Origin of the sequence: [Clostridium] hylemonae DSM 15053, from assembly GCF_008281175.1 — a bacterium.
Classification (GTDB): domain Bacteria; phylum Bacillota; class Clostridia; order Lachnospirales; family Lachnospiraceae; genus Extibacter; species Extibacter hylemonae.
In genome coordinates this window covers 514,330-530,375 of the sequence record NZ_CP036524.1, presented here as the reverse complement: position 1 = coordinate 530,375, position 16,046 = coordinate 514,330, and the positions used below count along the sequence as shown (strand labels likewise).

The window sequence follows — 16,046 nt, the reverse complement described above, 5'->3', positions numbered from 1 at the left end:
CGGAATATGCAAGGGGGACAGGGTAAAATGAGTTGGGGACGGAGGTTTTTTAAAAAACCTCCGTCCCCAACTCATTTTACCCTGTCCCCCGTATGTTTCATTTTATCCCCAGACGGTCCAGCAGCTTTTCTTTCGTGTTCATCTCCGGTTCTTCTATTACAAGAGCCAGCAATTCGCTAAGTTTCTCACCTATCTCTTTCCCCGGAGCCATGCCCGCTTCTATGAGGTCTTTCCCTGTCACTGCCAGCTCTTTCAGCGACACACATTGTCCGGCCGCTTTTATTTCTTTGTATATGCTTTCTATCTCACTCAGGTTTTGTATCTTCTCTTCTCTGAGATATTCACTCTGGGCCAAAACATCTGCTTTTCTCACTTCCATATAATATGGGAACAATTCTTCTCCGATCATGTTCATGGCGCGGCGTATGTTCTTTGCTCTTGCAGGCATACGGTAATCATGATAATAGACAAGCTTCGATACCTTGTGTAGTGTATCATTATCAAATTTCAGCCTTCTTAGCACACTTCTGGCAATATTTTCACTTTCCAGGGCATGCTTTTTAAAATGTGCCACGCCGTTTGCATCTACTGTCTTATATGCTGGTTTTCCTGTGTCGTGCAGAAGCATGGTAAGCCTCAAGATCTTATCCGGCCTTACATTGTTCATTGCGTGGAGCGTATGTTCTCCCACATTGTACATATGATGCGGTGTCTCCTGCTCTGTCTCCATCATCCGGTCAAACTCCGGCAAAAATACTCTCGTGATGCCAAGTTCATAAGCTGTCATAAGAAGCTGGGGCCGCTTTGATGTTACCATCTTAACAAGCTCTGTCTGTATACGCTCTGCACTGATATTTTTCAATGTATAAGCAAGCTTGCGCATTCCCTCTTTTGTCTCATCTTCTATATCAAACCCAAGCTGGGCCGCAAAACGCACCCCTCTTAAGATACGCAGTGCATCTTCGGAAAACCTTTCTTTCGCATCACCGACACATCTGATCAAACCGCTCTCTAAATCCTTCATTCCGCCAAATATATCTGTCAGACCGTCTTTTTCATTATATGCCATGGCATTGATCGTAAAATCCCGGCGCAGCAAGTCCTCTTTCAGACTTCTTGTAAACGTAACTTCCTTTGGATGCCGGTTATCTTCATATTTCCCGTCGATTCTGTAAGTCGTGACCTCGAATCCCTCATGCTCGAGCAATACCGTCACTGTACCGTGTTCGATACCAGTATCAAAAGTTCGGGGGAACAGTGACTTTGTCTGCTCCGGCATCGCAGAAGTGGTGATGTCCCAATCCTCCGGAGTCCTCCCGAGAACAGAGTCCCTGACACAGCCGCCCACAGCATACGCCTCAAACCCATGTGCCTGGAGCGTCGTAATGATATCATTTACTTTCGCAGGCAGTTTAATTATTAAATCTGGCAAAACAATGACCTCCCCTGAAAATTTACATAGTAATATCATACCCTTTATTTAACATCTTCTGCAATATAAATATTGTTGGGGACGGAGGTTTTTTAAAAAACCTCCGTCCCCAACGCATTTTACCCTGTCCCAAATTTAAATAACCATGTCCCTCTTTTGGTTAACCGGTTCCTTTTATTTCTTTTCTAAGAACTGCCTGAATCTCATCCGCACCTTTTTTTGAAATTCCCAGAGACTTCATTAAAACTTCACCAAACAGCCTGCGCGTGTCTATGTATTCCAATATTTCCTCTTCAGGTACCCCCAGCTGCCACTGCATATCGAAAAGCACTTCTCGTGCTATTCTCAGATTATTCCAGTGTGTGTCTTCCGAAACATCCACAAATACATCCCTGTTATCCCTTTTATGAAATGCCAGAAATTGCTTGTTTGTCTGAAATCTTTTTTCTTTTACTATAAATGCATGTTCGCTCAAAATGTCACCTTTACGGTGGCAATACTCATGGAAGCTGCAGAATTTATAGCTTTGCAGTTTATTCAAATCTCTATCCATCAGGGGATTAAGGTGGATATACCTAAGACAGTTCCAGAAATACTCCTCTTCTTCGATGCATTGGCTCTTGAAGCGGTCCTGAAACACATATCCTATTCGGTTATTCTTGTAGTTATAATATTGGGCATATGCGGCTAAGACTTTAGCCATAAATGATGAAAGCTCCTGAATTTCTGTTTTGACAAGCAGATGTATGTGATTCGGCATTATGCAGTATGCATATACTGCCACATTAAACTGGGATAGGTTATCCCGTAGTAGACTTATAAATCTTTTCCGTTCTCTGTTTTCCGCAAATATTGCAGCGCGGTTTAATCCGCGGGCCATAACATGGTACAGCCCTGTTATACTTTCTCTTCTTCTATGCCTTGACATATATTTTATCCTCCCAGCAGATGGGGACAGGGTAAATTTGTTTGGGGACATGACTATCTTAGTTGGGGACGGAGGTTTTCTAAAAAACTTCCGTCCCCAAATTAAAATTAATATGATTTTCCCCAATATGCCATGTGTTTTGCAGGTTTTCCACACCAGATGCACTTATCTGATATCATCTCTTCATCTTCTATAAGGCACCGTGTAGCAGCTCCGCCTGTGGCGTATTTTACTTCACCTTCGCATTCCGGATCTCCGCACCAGCAGGCTTTGACAAATCCGCGGTTTGCTTTGAACTTTTCAACCATTTCGTCCATTTCAACAGCTGTGTCTATATGACCGTTCAGGAAGTCTACCGCTCTGTTGTACATATCCTCCTGGATCGTCTCCAAAATGTCACGCAGCTTTGTAGCGATTTCATCCAGAGAAACGATGATCTTTTCCCGGGTATCCCGGCGGACAACAACAACTTGATTCTTTTCGATATCTTTTGGTCCGATTTCAATTCGTGTAGGAATACCAAGCATCTCCTGTTCAGAGAATTTCCATCCCGGACTCTTTTCTGAATCATCGATCTTCACTCTGTAACCGGCCTTTTTCAGCTCATCGAGCAGTACGTTTGCCCTGTCAAGCACGCCTTCTTTGTGCTGTGCGATCGGGATGATCCTACATTCTACAGGAGCAACATGAGGAGGAAGTACAAGCCCGCTGTCATCACCGTGGACCATGATGATCGCGCCGATACTTCTCGTGGACCATCCCCATGATGTCTCATAGGCGCTGTGAAGCTGGTTGTTCTTATCTACATATTTTATATCAAATGCGTCAGGGAATCCGCTTCCAAAGAAGTGGCTTGTCGCTGACTGAAGCGCTTTTCCGTCATGCATAAGCGCTTCGATCGTATACGTGTCCTGCGCTCCGGCAAATTTTTCATGTTCTGCTTTTCTTCCTGATACGAAAGGAATGGCGAGCGTCTCTTTGTAGCAGTCCTCATATACATGGAACATCTGTATCGTACGCTCCTCCGCCTCTTCATAAGTCGCATGAAGCGTATGGCCTTCCTGCCACAGGAACTCTCTGGAACGAAGGAACGGTCTTGTCGTCTTCTCCCATCGAAGTACAGAGTTCCACTGGTTCCACACTTTTGGAAGGTCTCTGTATGACTGAACGGTCTTTGACCATAAATCACAGAATAAAGTTTCAGATGTAGGACGGATACAGAGCCTTTCCTGAAGTCTCTCCATACCGCCGTGGGTAACCCATGCAACCTCAGGAGCAAATCCTTCTACATGGTCGGCCTCTTTTTCAAGAAGATTCTCAGGAATCAGAGTAGGAAGGTATACATTTTCTACTCCGGTCTCTTTAAAACGTTTGTCCAAGTCTGCCTGGATCAGTTCCCAAATAGCATAGCCGTTCGGCAGATAGTTGAGACAGCCTTTTACGCTGGAATAATCGCAAAGCTCCGCCTCACGTACAACATCTGTGTACCATTGTGCAAAATCCTCATCACGTGGTGTGATATTTTCTACTAATTTTTTTTCCTTTGCCATGTTTCTCTTCTCCTTTTAACCGCAGGGCCCTTGCCCCACTTATTTAATTTTCGCCGGGAAACAAAAAACGCCGGGCCTTTCGTTTCCCTGAAAAGGGACCGAAAAGCTCGGCGGTACCACCCTAGTTAACTGCGACCCTTTCGCAGCTCTCTCTGATCACCATTAACGCTGATGAAACGCTGTGCTTTCGCACAGTGGCTCCAAGGTAGGTTCATCGCATTTCAAAACAAGAATCTTTCAGCGCCGCGGATTCTCTCTCTGTGGAATTTCCTTTGCAACTACTATTCCTTTTCATCGCCCATTCTGCCTTGTGCAACTAGCATTGCCGGCAGATATTTAGTTAAACGTAATTTTACTTTAGCAGACTATATTTGTCAAGCATAATTTTACCGGCTGATACATTTTATCTCAATAAAATGTACACAAAAAATGCGAGATATGCCAACAGGAACATGACCCCTTCTGTCTTTTTTATTTCATGTTTGCTGATGGCCGCCACATACACGATGATACTGGCAGCGACAAGTATGAGGGTATCATACACTGCTGTCACGTCAAGCTTTATAGGGGTTATGACGGAAGACACGCCCAGTATCAGCAGAATATTGAAAATATTGGAACCGACGACATTTCCCACTGCAAGGTCATTTTCCCCCTTGCCGGCAGCTACCATGGAGGTCACCAGCTCCGGCAGTGATGTGCCCAGAGCCACGATGGTCAAGCCGATAAATGTCTGGCTTAGTCCAAAGTCTTTTGCTATACTGCTGGCACTGTCAACAACAAGGTCTCCGCCCCATATGATACCTGCCAGGCCGACGGCAATAAAAACCCCGCTCTTTAATGGGCTCATTACCTTATAGTCTTCCTCATCGACCGGCATTTCATTCCTCGATCTCAGCGCAGATCGTACTGTTGCAAAAAGAAAAACCACAAACAACGTCAATAATAGCAGACCGCTGTATCTACCGAGAACAAAAATCTGGTCACCTTTCAATACCTTTGTAATTGAAAAATCAGAGTTCAGCAGCAGCAGAATAAGTGTAATAAATATGGAAAAAGGAAACTCTTTTCTCAGAAGTGACCATTTGGCCCTCACAGGCTGCACGAGCGCGCAGCATCCCAGTACCACAAGAAGATTAAACAGGTTTGATCCGAGCACATTGCTCACCGCAAGATCATTGTTCCCCTTCAGGGCTGCCGTTGCACTGACGGAAAGTTCCGGCATGCTTGTCCCAAACGCCACAACGGTCAGACCGATGATGATGGCCGGCACCTTTAATATCTTTGCCACACTGGAGCTTCCGTCCACAAACAGATCTGCTCCCTTTATCAATAATAAAAAGCCCAATATCAGCTTTACATACTCCATAGTCAACTATCCTCTTCCGCTCAATATATTTGCATATTTTCATGCACTATGTTTAAATGATAAGAGTCCATTCAACCAAAGTCAAGGAGATTTCTCTATGAAAAGTAACCGTTTAGATATATTGTATGAAGATAAAGATATAATCGTATGTGTAAAACCTCATGGAACCGCTGTCCAGACTAAAAATACATCGGCTCCGGATATGGTAAGTATGCTCAAAACACATATTTTTTCTCAGGAACCGCAAAACGGAGAGCCTTATCTTGCCGTAATCCACCGCCTGGACCAGCCTGTGGAGGGAATCCTCGTATTCGCCAAGTCCCCCTTTGCTGCGAAAGAGCTGAACCGGCAGCTGCAAAATAAAGGCTTCGGAAAATATTACCGGGCACTGGTGGACGGCATTCCACCGCGAGAAGAAGATACACTGGAAAACTACATGCTGAAAGACGGGCGGACAAATACTTCCCGCATCTGCACACCAGATACCCCCGGCGCCAAACAAGCCCGGCTGCATTATAAAATAATCCAAGAGGGACATGGTTATTTCAAAAAGGGACACGGCGAAACGAAACGGGGACGGGGGAAATCTCAATTTCCCCCGTCCCCGGCCGGCCCGCAGACCGAGCTGGATATTCAGCTGGACACCGGACGCCACCACCAAATACGCGTTCAGATGGCCCATTTAGGCTGTCCAATTGCCGGCGATACAAAATATAACCCTGGCGCTCCAAATGATGGAGAATGGCAGCAAATACAGCTGTGCGCATATAAATTAAGCTTCCGCCACCCCAGAACAGGACGGCAGATGGATTTTTCTTTATTGTAGGGACATGGATACCTCAAAAGGGGACACGGAAAACGTCAGCGGGGACGGGGGAAATCTCAATTTCCCCCGTCCCCGGCCGGCCCCGTTCTGCCGTCCCATCTCCGCCAAAAAGGACATCCCCGCAAGGATGTCCTTTTCCGATCTCTCTCAAATCTCAATGACCGCCAAGTTCTATACTTCTGCCATATCTGGCTCTGCAACTGGCTCTTCTTGTAACGCTTCTTCGTATCTCTCGAGGATAATACTTTGAATCCGCTCTCTTGTTCCCGAGTTGATTGGATGCGCAATATCCCGATATTCGCCGTCTAATGCTTTTTTGCTGGGCATAGCAATAAAGAGTCCCTTTTCTCCTTCGATTACTTTAATGTCGTGTACTACGAATTCATCATCCATAGTAATGGAAACTACCGCCTTAAGTTTTCCCTCTTTTGCTACTTTACGTACGCGTACATCTGTGATTTGCATTTTTTCAAGCCCCTTTCTGTCAGCCGTGCACTATAGTGCATACCTCTCGTTCTTTTCCACGACTACCTTCACACCGTTCTCACCAACGTGGCGCGTATTTGCTCTGATTGTGTCACGACTTTCTACAATACAGTTCTCAATGTACGTATTGTCCCCGAGATATACGTCGTTCAGAATTATGGAATTCTTAATCACGCAATTGTTCCCCACAAATGTCTTCTTGAACAAGATGGAATTTTCCACCGTTCCGTTGATGATACTTCCGCTTGCAACAAGGCTGTTCTTTACGACCGAGCCCGGATTATACTTCGCAGGCGGCAGATCGCTTACCTTGGAGAAAATATCCGGATGTTCCTTGAAGAAGTAGTTTCTCACTTCCGGCTTCAGGAAATCCATATTTGTGCGGTAATAAGCATCCACTGTGGAAATGTTGCTCCAGTAATCTTTTATCTTATAACCGTATATCTTTTTCAGATTCTTATATCTGATAAGAATGTCGGTTACAAAATCGTGCCTTTCCTCCTCTGCGCAGTGCTCAATCAGATCGATCAGCTGTCGTCTTCTGATCACATAGATCCCGGTTGATATCGTATTTGAAGTCGCCACCATAGGCTTTTCTTCAAATTCCTCAATACGCATGGACTCGTTCATCTTGATCGTGCCGAACCTGCTGGCGTCCTCGCCTGCCTCAAGGTCCTTGCACACCACAGTAATATCCGCCTTCTTGGCAATGTGATATTCCAGCACTTTATTATAGTCCATCTTGTAGACCGCGTCGCCGGACGTAATGATCACGTAAGGTTCATGACATCTCTTAAGAAAATCCAGATTCTGATAGATGGCATCGGCCGTTCCCCTGTACCAGTATCCGTTATCCGCAGTTATCGTAGGGGTAAATACATACAGCCCTCCCTGCTTTCTTCCAAAGTCCCACCATTTGGATGAATTCAGATGCTCGTTCAGTGAACGCGCATTATACTGAGTTAACACCGCCACTTTCTGAATGTGCGAGTTGGACATATTACTCAGTGCAAAATCGATCGCCCTGTAGCTGCCCGCGACAGGCATCGCCGCCACGGCCCGTTTGTGGGTAAGTTCCCGCATCTTGTTGCTGTTACCGCCTGCTAAAATAAGACCTACTGCTCTCATACTCGTTCACCTGCCTTTATCAATGTTTCTCCGCTCTCAAGTATTCCGTCCGGGTAGTCTTCCTTAGATGTAACACCGCTTATGGCAGTATTCTTTCCAATCTGGACTCCTCCAGGTATCTCCGAGTTCTCGCCAATGGTCACAAGACCAAATGAATAAACCGACGGCTTCAGTTTGTTGGGCACTTCCGCTCCGATCCCCAGCGTAACATTATCGCCGACCTTTACACTCTCTGCGATGATCGACTTGTCGATCACACAGTTGCTCCCAACCGCAACGTCTTTCATGATAATAGAATCCCTCACGACAGTTCCGGCGCCGATCGTAACGCCCGAACCGATCACGCAGTTATGTATCTCACCGTATATCTCCGAACCGTCTCCGATGATACTTCTCTCGATCACCGCATCCCCGGACACATACTGCGGAGGAATAATATCGCTGTTTGTGTATATTTTCCAGAATTCTTCATATAAATTAAACTCAGGAATAATATCGATCAGTTCCATATTTGCTTCCCAATATGAGCCGAGCGTACCGACATCCTTCCAGTAGCCGTTGTACTCATACGCGAAAAGCCTGTCTTCCCTGTCGTGGCAGTACGGAATGATATGCTTTCCAAAATCACATCCCGGCTCGTCCTGAAGTGCAAGGAGCGCCTCTTTGAGCACCGGCCAGCTGAATATGTAGATACCCATGGATGCCAGATTGCTCTTCGGCTCCGGCGGTTTCTCCTGGAATTCAGTAATACGGCCCTCCTCGTCCGTGATCACGATTCCGAAGCGGTTTGCCTCCTCCATTGGAACCGGCATGGCGGCAATTGTGACGTCCGCTTTATTTTCCTTGTGGTAATCCAGCATAACTTCATAGTCCATCTTATAAATGTGGTCGCCGGACAGAATCAATACGTAATCCGGATTAAACGTGTCCATGTAATCCAGGTTCTGGAAAATGGCATTGGCCGTGCCAGTATACCATTCGCTGCTATTGCTTTTCTCATACGGCGGAAGTATGGTCACGCCGCCGATATTACGGTCTAAATCCCACGGAATACCAATTCCGATATGTGTATTCAGTCGTAACGGCTGATATTGCGTTAGCACTCCTACAGTATCGATTCCTGAGTTAATGCAGTTGCTGAGCGGGAAGTCAATAATCCTGTATTTACCTCCAAAAGCAACGGCTGGCTTGGCCACTTTTGCCGTAAGGACTCCCAACCTGCTGCCTTGTCCTCCTGCCAGCAACATTGCTATCATCTCTTTCTTAATCATGTCATCACCCCTTCTCAGTAATTCGTTGCCCACATTATATCATATTTTTTATTTTGAGTGAACAACATTTACAAAAAAATTGAATTTTCTGTTAACTTTTTATTAATTTATTACAAAAAAATACGGCTTGGTTTTTTTTGCATATATGTTTATAATAATATGAATAGGGATAAACTTTTATTCCAATATCTGGTCCTTACGTATAATTTTATAAAACAGGAAGGTATCTTATGTATAAAATCAATTTTGAACAACCGGTACACGTACATTTTATCGGCATCGGCGGCATCAGCATGAGCGGTCTCGCGGAAATACTCCTCAAGGAGGGATTTACTGTCTCAGGTTCAGACAACAAAGAGTCTGCCCTGACAGACCACCTCAGCAGTCTGGGCGCCACAATATTTTACGGACAGAAGGCTTCTAATATAATAGACGGAATAGATGTGGCAGTTTATACAGCTGCCATACACGAAGACAATGAAGAATTCAAGGCGGCAGCGCAAAAGGGGATCCCCATGCTCAGCCGCGCCGAACTGCTCGGGCAGCTCATGACCAATTATGACGTCCCGATCGCAGTGTCCGGAACCCACGGAAAGACGACCACAACTTCCATGCTTTCCCATATTCTCCTGGCGGGAGACCTGGATCCGACCATATCTGTCGGAGGGATCCTCAAAGCGATCGGCGGTAATATCAAGGTCGGCACATCCGGTTTATTTGTGACGGAGGCGTGTGAATACACCAACAGCTTTCTTCACTTCTTTCCCAAAATAAGTGTCATTTTGAACATTGACGAAGATCATCTCGATTTCTTCAAGGATCTGGATGACATCAGGAATTCCTTCCGCCGCTTTGCCGCGCTCCTTCCGGCCGACGGAACACTTGTCATCAACGGAGAGATCGAGAATCTCGAAGAGATCACTGCCGGACTTTCATGCCGCGTCGTGACCTATGGCACAGAGCATTCCATGAATTACAGCGCCTCCAATATCTCACACAATGAAAAGGGCGACGCGTCCTTTGACCTCGTAAAGAACGGTGAGTTTATGGAGCGCGTCCAACTCTCAGTGAACGGAGACCACAATGTATCCAACGCCCTCGCCGCGGTCGCGGTGGCGGATATTCTGTCAGTTCCGCTGGCGGATATATGCAGAGGACTTAAGGAGTTCGCGGGAACAAACCGCCGGTTTGAACACAAAGGAGAAAAGAACGGCTTTACCGTCATTGACGACTATGCCCATCATCCGACAGAGATCAAAGCATCCCTTACCGCGGCGGCCCACTATCCGCACAAGGAACTCTGGTGCGTGTTCCAGCCGCACACTTACACAAGGACAAAAGCCTTGTTCCACGAATTTGTAGATGCACTTGCACTCGCAGACCACGTTATACTGGCAGATATATACGCAGCCAGAGAGACAGACACACTCGGTATCTCATCCCGGGATATCGCGGATGCCCTGAAAGAAAAAGAATGTGACGCTTACTATTTCTCTACATTTAAAGAGATCGAAGACTTTTGTCTGGATATGTGTCATAAAGGGGATTTGTTGATAACTATGGGCGCAGGAGATGTTGTAAATATTGGGGAAAGTATCCTTAAGAGATAGGTTATCCACAGTTTCCACACAATTTTATCAACAAAAAACTGCTTTTTTGCCTTAGAAATTACTTTTTTGCCTGTCCTTCTAATGCTATAATATCTCTACGTAAGACATAATCATGAGGGAGGACTGGCGTAAAGTTATGAAGAAGCTGACATTGACCAATCACGCACAAGAGAAGACAACCGTACTGGAAAACGAATTTATCGACCAATACATGGCCGAGGCAAACGGAGAATATGTGAAGGTGTATCTTCTTCTTCTGCGCCATTTAAATAATCCCGACGGCAGCCTTAGTGTTTCCCAGATCGCCGATATTCTGGATGACACGGAAAAGGATGTTATCCGGGCGCTCAATTACTGGAAAAAACGGGGGCTTCTCGACTTTGACCCGGCAGAGCTGAACGGCGCTCCTTCCGCAGAGAAGGCCGCCGCACGTACTGTACCGGCGCATGTTGCGCCTGTCCAGGAAGAATCTGCTGATAAGCCAGCGGCGCCGCCTGCCGCAGCCGCCCCCACGCAGAATATCCAGCCGTACCGCAACCGGAGGGAACGGGAGGAATTCAAAGAACTGCTTTTTGTGGCGGAACAATACCTCGGCAAAACATTGTCTGCAACTGAGATCGACACCATTACATATTTTTATGATACGCTCCATATGTCCACCGACCTGATCGAGTATCTCATTGAATACTGCGTCGAAAACGGACATAAGAGCATGCATTACGTACAGAAGGTGGCGCTGTCCTGGGCTGAACAGAAGATCACGACAGTCGCCGGAGCGAAGGCAAACACCATACTTTACAACAAAAACTGCTACTCTGTACTGAATGCTTACGGGATCAAAGGCCGGGTGCCCGCGGCGTCCGAGATCACCTGTATCCGCCGGTGGAACGAAGAATACGGCTTTTCACTCGAGCTCATACTTGAGGCGTGCAGCCGCACAATGAACACCATCCACCAGCCAAGCTTTGATTACACAGAATCCATACTAAAGAGCTGGCTCGCCAAAGGCGTAAAGCATCTGAAAGATGTGGAAGCGCTCGATGCGGAATATCTGCTCGAAAAAGAGCGCAAAAAGAAAAAAGAAACAAAAGCAGCCGCGCCTTCCGGCAGCAGGAACAACAAATTCAATAATTTTGAAGGCCGCGATTATGACATGAATGACCTGGAACGCAAGCTCGTCCAGTAATAAATTCAGTTACAAAATAAGTTAAAGGAGACTGCTGACATGGCACTTTCGAATTCCCAGTACGAATTTTTAATGCGCACGTACGAGCAGAAACAGCTGGATAACGAAAGCCGTCTTCGCAGGCGGTACGAAAATGTATATAGCAGAATTCCGGAATTGGAGGAGATAGATCATTCTATCTCCGCTTTTAGTGTGGCACAGGCACGCAGACTGCTGGAAGGAGACGGCCAGGCGCTCTCTTCCCTGAAAGAAAGCATAGCGGAACTCTCCGCCAGAAAAATACAGCTGTTAAAAGATAACGGATACCCGGACGATTATCTCGAGCTTCATTACACGTGTCCGGACTGCAAGGACACCGGTTACAGAGGCACGAAAAAATGCCACTGCTTTAAAAAAGCGATCGTCGACCTGCTGTACACACAGTCTAATCTGCAGGAAATACTGGAGAAGGAAAACTTCTCGACCTTCTGCATTGATTATTATTCAAGCAACCACATCGATCCGGTGAAAGGCCGCTCTTCCAGGGAAGCCATAGAAACCGCCCTGAAGGCATGCCGCGGATTTGTGGATACATTTTCTTCAGAGTTTCGCAACATACTATTATACGGAGACACGGGCGTCGGCAAGACATTTCTCACACATTGTGTCGCAAAAGAGTTGATCGATGACTCATTTTCTGTTATATATTTTACTGCGGCCCAGTTATTCGACGTATTTGCACAAAATACATTCGGCAGGAGAGAGGATGCAAAGGATGACTCCTTTGAACACATCTACAGCTGCGACCTGCTTATTATCGATGATCTCGGCACTGAACTCCCGAACTCATTCACGACCTCTCAGCTGTTCGTATGCCTGAATGAAAGAATACTTCGGCAGAAATCGACAATGATCTCGACAAATCTTGCACTGGAAGATTTGAAATCCATATATTCCGAGCGGACGTTCTCACGTCTGAGCAGCAACTTTACCATGCTCCGGCTCACCGGAGACGATATAAGAATCCAAAAAAAATTATTAAACCTAGGAGGTACAAAGGATGTTACGCCGTAACGAACGTAATTTGGAAAATATACCGGTGGGGGCTTTGGGCATCATCGCTCTCGACGGGTGCAAGGAGATGGGCAAAAGGGTCGACGATTATATCGTTAAATGGCGCCGTGAAGACGGGCCGGAATACAAAAATGACATAGTGTTCAACGGATATGAGCGCGATACTTATCTTGTAAATGCCAAAGTACCGCGTTTTGGTTCCGGTGAGGCCAAAGGTATTCTCGGAGAGTCTGTCCGGGGAAGAGACCTGTACCTCATGGTTGACGTCTGCAACTACAGCCTCACGTATTCCCTGACCGGACACACGAACCATATGTCTCCGGATGACCATTACCAGAATCTGAAGCGGGTCATCGCGGCGGTCGGCGGCAAAGGCCGGCGCATCAACGTCATCATGCCGTTTCTCTATGAGAGCCGCCAGCACAAACGGAGCAGCCGCGAATCACTGGACTGCGCCCTTGCGCTGCAGGAACTGGTCAGAATGGGCGTAGATAATATCATAACCTTTGATGCCCACGACCCAAGAGTACAGAACGCAATTCCGTTGAGCGGGTTTGAAACCGTCCGCCCGACCTACCAGTTTATCAAAGGTCTGCTGCGTCACTTCAAAGACCTGAGCATAGACAGTGAACACATGATGGCGATCAGCCCGGATGAAGGCGCGACGGAGCGGGCCATCTATCTCGCCAATGTATTGAACCTGGATATGGGCATGTTCTACAAGCGCCGCGACTACACCAGGATCGTAAACGGCCGCAACCCGATCGTAGCCCACGAATTTCTCGGTTCCTCCGTGGAGGGAAAAGACGTGATCATTCTTGACGATATGATATCCTCCGGCGACAGTATCCTGGATGTGGCAAAGCAGCTGAAGCAGCGGAAGGCGAAAAGAATCTTTGCGGCGGCCACCTTCGGCCTTTTCACAAATGGAATGGACAAGTTTGACAAGGCTTATGAAGAAGGCCTCTTCGACGCTATCCTGACGACAAACCTCATTTACCAGACTGAGGAGCTGCTCGAAAAACCATATTATATCAGCTGTGATATGAGCAAATACATCGCCCTTATGATCGACACGCTGAACCACGACGGTTCCATCAGCAGTATTCTCGATCCAAACGAAAGAATTCAGAATGTCCTCCAGAAATACCGGAGAGGCGAAGAAATATAGTTCCTGATCCAAAAATAAAAAGACGTGGAGTTCTCAGCGTAAAACCTGAGTGCTCCGCGTCTTTTTATTTACAGACAGGCAGATCCATACATCCGTCCGTTTTTATTTTTGCCTTCTCTTCAGATATTCCAGCGCTTCCCTTACATTTTCCTCCTTGTCGGCGTCGTTCAGCCATTCAAATGAAATGTATCCGTCATATCCAATCTCACAGAGCGCCTCGAGTATCCCAGCCCAGTCACAGATCCCGGCTCCCACCGGCAGATTATAACAGGCGAGCCCGTCTCCGTCGCAGGCGCGTACGTGAGTCAGCCTGCCGCCATACTTATGGACGGCCCACGGAAGTATCTCCCGCTGGATAAATGCCTGGGCCGTGTTAAATGATACGCTCATATAATCGCCTTTCAGCTGTTTCAGCATCCTGAGCATCGTATCCGTATGAGGCGCCATCGTATTATACCGGTTCTCGATCCTGCACGGCATTCCCTCCGCACGGGCGGTATCCTCGGCCCGTTTCATTCCCGCGATAAAATTCTCCCAGTATGTTTCCCACTCAAAATCGTCCGGAAAATAGAGCCGGAATTTAGCGTCAAATCTCCACCCTTCCACGCTCCTCGTCTCCCCGCCCGGCAGAACCATGTCCGGCAGATTCAGGTAATAGTATTCCGGAAGCGTGGCCGTCGTCCTCACCGTAATATCGTCCTGCGGATACGGGGCGGTAAACGAAACCGCGCCGGCTCCGAGCTGTTTTGCCAGCCGGCAGACTCTGCCAAGATTTTCCACAGCGCGGTCCTGTTCTTCGGGGCGCAGACTTGCCAGACCCCCGATCATATTCTGGAACATACACAGCTGTATTAGCTCCAGCCCATTTTGTTCCAGCAATTCCTTCATATGCGACACCGTGTCATCTGTCCAGTACGCCTCCAGTTCCCTCTCGTCATCCACCATAAGCTCGATCCCGTCAAAACCGGCCTCCGCCACTTTCTTTACCGCCTCATCATAAGGTGCATGATAATCCGGTTCCATAAGAGTCCAGACGGTACATCCATATTTTACTGCCATATTATGCCCTCCTTTCACCGGCTTCTCACGCGTCAATGAGCGCCCTCAAGTATTGCAGCGCTTCTGTACAGTGTCTTGTCTTTTCCGAGTCATGGGCCCACTCCAGAGACAGGTATCCGTCATATCCTATGTCCTTCAGCGCCTTGACCACTTCCTCCCAGTCCGTATTGCCGTACCCTACCGGAAGATTATACGCCGCCAGCCCGTCGCCGTCGCGCATATGGACGTGATACAGCCGCTTTCCGTACTTATGGACAGACCACGGAAGATATTCCCTCTGCAGATATGCCCACACTGTGTCGAGATTGGCCCCGATATTATCCTCTCCCACCTCTTCGCACAGTCGTATCACAGAATCTGTGTGAGGAGTCATCGTGTTGGCATGATTTTCGATGGCGAGTCTGAACCCATAACTTTTTGCGGTCTGCGTCACCCGGCGCACTGCGTCCACATGGCTTTCCCAGTACCGTTCCCAATCAAACGGCTTTGGAAAGTTATACTTCAGCTTTGTCTGGAACGTCTGAAGCGCGCGGATCCTCGGATCCACCCCGGGTACATTGATATAATAATATTCTGGAAGATAAGAATTCGGAGCAGTTATGACATCCGGCCATGGAGATACAAAGTTCACAATACCGCACCCCAGATCCGCGCTTATCTCACACCCCGCCTTGAACGCGTCCACAGAGCGCTCTATTCTTTCTTTATCCAGGCTCGCAAGCCCGTCCATCACATTCTGGAACATGGCGAACTGGGATACCTCCAGTCCGTAATAATCCAGCATTCTCTTTATCTCTTTCCTTTTTTCCGGCGTCCAATAACCATGGATGTCCTCAAAATCACGGAGGATCAGCTCCATTCCGTCAAACCCAAGCTCCCCGATGGAGCGGATCGCCCCTTCATACGGAGGATTGTGAGCCGGTTCCGTCCATGTCCAGGCCGCACAGCCTACTTTCATCGCCATATCATTTCTCCTT

Annotated in this window: 14 protein-coding genes and 1 other annotated feature; of the genes, 5 read left to right on the top strand and 9 right to left on the bottom strand. The window is 47.3% G+C overall.

What is annotated here, in order from left to right; all coding sequences use genetic code 11:
• Window positions 1-97: 97 nt before the first annotated feature.
• The 4 genes from LAJLEIBI_RS02505 to LAJLEIBI_RS02490 all read right to left on the bottom strand — a co-directional run bounded on the left by LAJLEIBI_RS02505 (window position 98) and on the right by LAJLEIBI_RS02490 (window position 5,279).
• Complete coding sequence (locus LAJLEIBI_RS02505; protein ID WP_040435856.1) at window positions 98-1,432, bottom strand: CCA tRNA nucleotidyltransferase; 1,335 nt, start codon at window positions 1,430-1,432, stop codon at window positions 98-100.
• Between the two features lie 160 nt (window positions 1,433-1,592).
• The gene (locus LAJLEIBI_RS02500; protein WP_040435857.1) at window positions 1,593-2,360 is read right to left on the bottom strand and encodes a transposase; all 768 of its coding nucleotides are present in this window, start codon (window positions 2,358-2,360) and stop codon (window positions 1,593-1,595) included.
• A 107-nt stretch (window positions 2,361-2,467) separates the two neighbouring features.
• Window positions 2,468-3,910 (bottom strand): proline--tRNA ligase, encoded by a 1,443-nt coding sequence (gene proS, locus LAJLEIBI_RS02495; protein WP_006444612.1) that lies wholly within the window; start codon window positions 3,908-3,910, stop codon window positions 2,468-2,470.
• 90 nt (window positions 3,911-4,000) lie between these two features.
• Window positions 4,001-4,214 (bottom strand) — a binding site (T-box leader).
• Between the two features lie 99 nt (window positions 4,215-4,313).
• Window positions 4,314-5,279, bottom strand: coding sequence for a calcium/sodium antiporter (locus tag LAJLEIBI_RS02490; RefSeq protein WP_006444613.1), 966 nt, complete (start codon window positions 5,277-5,279; stop codon window positions 4,314-4,316).
• Window positions 5,280-5,376: 97 nt separating this feature from the next.
• On the opposite strand from LAJLEIBI_RS02490, the gene LAJLEIBI_RS02485 reads away from it, so the two are divergent.
• On the top strand, window positions 5,377-6,105 hold the full coding sequence (locus tag LAJLEIBI_RS02485) for an RluA family pseudouridine synthase (RefSeq protein ID WP_006444614.1): 729 nt from the start codon (window positions 5,377-5,379) through the stop codon (window positions 6,103-6,105).
• Window positions 6,106-6,276: 171 nt separating this feature from the next.
• On the opposite strand, the gene spoVG is transcribed toward LAJLEIBI_RS02485, so the two are convergent.
• From spoVG to LAJLEIBI_RS02465, 3 genes are read right to left on the bottom strand one after another with little or no spacing between them, the layout of a single operon-like run.
• A complete protein-coding gene (spoVG, locus tag LAJLEIBI_RS02475; protein ID WP_006444616.1) occupies window positions 6,277-6,570 on the bottom strand; it encodes a septation regulator SpoVG in 294 nt (97 codons plus the stop codon).
• Window positions 6,571-6,600: 30 nt separating this feature from the next.
• Window positions 6,601-7,719, bottom strand: a complete 1,119-nt coding sequence (gene glgD, locus LAJLEIBI_RS02470) for a glucose-1-phosphate adenylyltransferase subunit GlgD (protein WP_006444617.1) — start codon at window positions 7,717-7,719, stop codon at window positions 6,601-6,603.
• Window positions 7,716-8,990, bottom strand: coding sequence for a glucose-1-phosphate adenylyltransferase (locus LAJLEIBI_RS02465; RefSeq protein WP_006444618.1), 1,275 nt, complete (start codon window positions 8,988-8,990; stop codon window positions 7,716-7,718). Before LAJLEIBI_RS02465 ends, glgD begins: the two co-directional genes overlap by 4 nt.
• 230 nt (window positions 8,991-9,220) lie before the next feature.
• On the opposite strand from LAJLEIBI_RS02465, the gene murC reads away from it, so the two are divergent.
• The 4 genes from murC (at window position 9,221) to LAJLEIBI_RS02445 (ending at window position 14,010) form a co-directional block, all read left to right on the top strand.
• Entirely contained in the window at window positions 9,221-10,600 is a 1,380-nt protein-coding gene (murC, locus tag LAJLEIBI_RS02460) for a UDP-N-acetylmuramate--L-alanine ligase (RefSeq protein WP_006444619.1), read from the top strand.
• A gap of 136 nt (window positions 10,601-10,736) precedes the next feature.
• On the top strand, window positions 10,737-11,786 hold the full coding sequence (locus LAJLEIBI_RS02455) for a DnaD domain protein (RefSeq protein WP_040435858.1): 1,050 nt from the start codon (window positions 10,737-10,739) through the stop codon (window positions 11,784-11,786).
• A 39-nt stretch (window positions 11,787-11,825) separates the two neighbouring features.
• On the top strand, window positions 11,826-12,839 hold the full coding sequence (locus LAJLEIBI_RS02450; RefSeq protein ID WP_006444621.1) for an ATP-binding protein: 1,014 nt from the start codon (window positions 11,826-11,828) through the stop codon (window positions 12,837-12,839).
• The gene (locus LAJLEIBI_RS02445; protein WP_006444622.1) at window positions 12,826-14,010 is read left to right on the top strand and encodes a ribose-phosphate pyrophosphokinase; all 1,185 of its coding nucleotides are present in this window, start codon (window positions 12,826-12,828) and stop codon (window positions 14,008-14,010) included. The genes LAJLEIBI_RS02450 and LAJLEIBI_RS02445 overlap by 14 nt, the downstream gene beginning before the upstream one ends.
• Before the next feature lie 102 nt (window positions 14,011-14,112).
• Here the strand turns inward: LAJLEIBI_RS02445 and LAJLEIBI_RS02440 are convergent, their stop codons facing one another.
• Together LAJLEIBI_RS02440 and LAJLEIBI_RS02435 are read right to left on the bottom strand one after the other, a co-directional pair.
• Entirely contained in the window at window positions 14,113-15,069 is a 957-nt protein-coding gene (locus tag LAJLEIBI_RS02440) for a sugar phosphate isomerase/epimerase family protein (RefSeq protein ID WP_006444623.1), read from the bottom strand.
• A gap of 25 nt (window positions 15,070-15,094) precedes the next feature.
• Window positions 15,095-16,033, bottom strand: a complete 939-nt coding sequence (locus LAJLEIBI_RS02435) for a sugar phosphate isomerase/epimerase family protein (protein WP_006444624.1) — start codon at window positions 16,031-16,033, stop codon at window positions 15,095-15,097.
• Between the last annotated feature and the right edge of the window lie 13 nt (window positions 16,034-16,046).

Coding starts and splice junctions, on each gene's coding strand:
- LAJLEIBI_RS02500 (WP_040435857.1), bottom strand. CDS start 2,360: ATGTCAAGGCATAGAAGAAGAGAAAGTATAACAGGGCTGTACCATGTT.
- proS (WP_006444612.1), bottom strand. CDS start 3,910: ATGGCAAAGGAAAAAAAATTAGTAGAAAATATCACACCACGTGATGAG.
- LAJLEIBI_RS02490 (WP_006444613.1), bottom strand. CDS start 5,279: ATGGAGTATGTAAAGCTGATATTGGGCTTTTTATTATTGATAAAGGGA.
- LAJLEIBI_RS02485 (WP_006444614.1), top strand. CDS start 5,377: ATGAAAAGTAACCGTTTAGATATATTGTATGAAGATAAAGATATAATC.
- spoVG (WP_006444616.1), bottom strand. CDS start 6,570: ATGCAAATCACAGATGTACGCGTACGTAAAGTAGCAAAAGAGGGAAAA.
- glgD (WP_006444617.1), bottom strand. CDS start 7,719: ATGAGAGCAGTAGGTCTTATTTTAGCAGGCGGTAACAGCAACAAGATG.
- LAJLEIBI_RS02465 (WP_006444618.1), bottom strand. CDS start 8,990: ATGATTAAGAAAGAGATGATAGCAATGTTGCTGGCAGGAGGACAAGGC.
- murC (WP_006444619.1), top strand. CDS start 9,221: ATGTATAAAATCAATTTTGAACAACCGGTACACGTACATTTTATCGGC.
- LAJLEIBI_RS02455 (WP_040435858.1), top strand. CDS start 10,737: ATGAAGAAGCTGACATTGACCAATCACGCACAAGAGAAGACAACCGTA.
- LAJLEIBI_RS02450 (WP_006444621.1), top strand. CDS start 11,826: ATGGCACTTTCGAATTCCCAGTACGAATTTTTAATGCGCACGTACGAG.
- LAJLEIBI_RS02445 (WP_006444622.1), top strand. CDS start 12,826: ATGTTACGCCGTAACGAACGTAATTTGGAAAATATACCGGTGGGGGCT.
- LAJLEIBI_RS02440 (WP_006444623.1), bottom strand. CDS start 15,069: ATGGCAGTAAAATATGGATGTACCGTCTGGACTCTTATGGAACCGGAT.
- LAJLEIBI_RS02435 (WP_006444624.1), bottom strand. CDS start 16,033: ATGGCGATGAAAGTAGGCTGTGCGGCCTGGACATGGACGGAACCGGCT.